This window comes from Burkholderia sp. LMG 13014, from assembly GCF_905232215.1.
In the GTDB taxonomy this organism is placed as follows: domain Bacteria; phylum Pseudomonadota; class Gammaproteobacteria; order Burkholderiales; family Burkholderiaceae; genus Burkholderia.
The window spans coordinates 1-1,779 of the sequence record NZ_CAJNKE010000886.1 but is presented as its reverse complement, the minus strand read 5'-3'; the positions used below and the strand labels follow the sequence as shown (position 1 = coordinate 1,779).

The following is a 1,779-nucleotide window of genomic DNA, read 5'->3' as shown; positions in this document are numbered from 1 at the left end:
GGCCTGTTCACCTGCCTGACGAATCCGAAATCGTGCGCATTCTGGACCAGCGTGTTCGCGGCGATGCTGCCCGCGCACGTGCCGCTGTGGTTCAACGGCGCGGTGCTGGTGACGATCGGCGTGCTGTCGGCCGGCTGGTATTCATGCGTCGCGTACCTGTTCGCGAGCCCGCGCGCGCAACGCGGCTACCGGCGCGTGCGGCGCCCGCTCGACGCGCTGTGCGGCGTGGCGCTCGTCGGCCTCGGCGCGAAACTCGCGGCCGAACGCTGAAAATCGAAAGCAGATTGAAATAATTCGTTGCGCCAAATCCGCGCGGCCGCGGGGGTCAAGCCCGCGATCCGCGTCAACAGGGTAAAATAACGAGTTCCTCAATCGTCTGTCATCGAGAAGGCGCGTGTCCGACGCGCCGGCCGGCCGATCCGCGATCGGGCCGACGCACTCGGTTTTTTGCCCATTTTTGGGCCCGTTACTCGCGTTCGCTACGCGCGTCCGTTTTCAAAGCCATGAGCAAATACGACACCGCCACCGTCCAATCCGTCCATCACTGGACCGACACGCTGTTCAGCTTCACCTGCACCCGTGAGGCGAGCCTGCGCTTCAACAACGGCGAATTCACGATGGTCGGCCTCGAGGTCGACGGCAAGCCGCTCGCGCGCGCCTACTCGATCGTCAGCCCGAACTACGAAGAGCATCTCGAATTCTTCAGCATCAAGGTGCAGAACGGCCCGCTGACGTCGCGCCTGCAGCACCTGAAGGTAGGCGACACGGTGCTGATCGGCAAGAAGCCGACGGGCACGCTGGTCGCCGACAACCTGCTGCCGGGCAAGACGCTGTGGATGCTGTCGACGGGCACGGGCCTCGCGCCGTTCATGTCGATCATCCGCGATCCGGACATCTACGAACGCTTCGACAAGGTGATCCTCACGCACACGTGCCGCCTGAAGGGCGAGCTCGCGTACATGGACTTCATCAAGCACGACCTGCCGGGCCACGAGTACCTGGGCGACATCATCAAGGAAAAGCTCGTCTACTACCCGACGGTCACGCGCGAAGCGTTCGACAACGAAGGCCGGATCACCGACCTGATCTCGACGGGCAAGCTGTTCACCGATCTCGACGTGCCGCCGTTCTCGCCGGAAAACGACCGCGTGATGCTGTGCGGCAGCACCGCGATGCTGAAGGACACGACCGACCTGCTGAAGCAGGCCGGCCTCGTCGAAGGCAAGAACAGCGCGCCGGGCCACTACGTGATCGAGCGCGCATTCGTGGACTGATCGATCCCCCAATTTGCGCGTCATCAAGAACCGGAGCGAAAGCTCCGGTTTTTTTTCATCCCTACTTGGCGAATTCGTAACAAATTGGGATCATCCCATCTCAAATAGTTACATTTGGATACGTCATCGTCCGGTGCTCGGGTGTCAGTGTTTTTCCTACAACACGTTCATTCCGATTATTCACATTTACCCTTAAATGTCCGCCCGACATGACCTTTTCAGAAATTTTGAGATATTATTCGCCGCGCGTGGTTGCCGTTTGGATGGGAGTGGAAGGGTCGGATGCAAGTGTTACAGAACGTAACTTTTGTTACCTCGGCTGGGGGCGATTCTCTGGCGGCGACCGTCATCGAAACGGCAGCCGATCCACGCAGCCAGCCGGTGTCTGAACCGCTTTCTGACAGCAGGGAGAGTCATGGATACGTCGCTTAACGCGCCCTTGGGCGCCCACGCCCCGTTCCCGTCGCAACAGCTCGTGCCGGGCTGCGTCGCGACTCCGCCCATC

Annotated in this window: 2 protein-coding genes and 1 pseudogene; all 3 read left to right on the top strand. The window is 61.0% G+C overall.

The genetic code is table 11. The features are described from left to right. Positions 1-270, top strand: a 270-nt coding sequence (locus JYJ84_RS35825) for a LysE family translocator (protein ID WP_205190222.1), incomplete at its 5' end; no start/stop codon positions are given. Between the two features lie 233 nt (positions 271-503). Continuing rightward, positions 504-1,274: a ferredoxin--NADP reductase gene (locus JYJ84_RS35820; RefSeq protein ID WP_043184673.1), complete on the top strand. Its 771-nt coding sequence runs from the start codon at positions 504-506 to the stop codon at positions 1,272-1,274. Positions 1,275-1,689: 415 nt separating this feature from the next. Next, positions 1,690-1,779: pseudogene (locus JYJ84_RS38605) on the top strand (sensor histidine kinase); the annotation flags it as partial.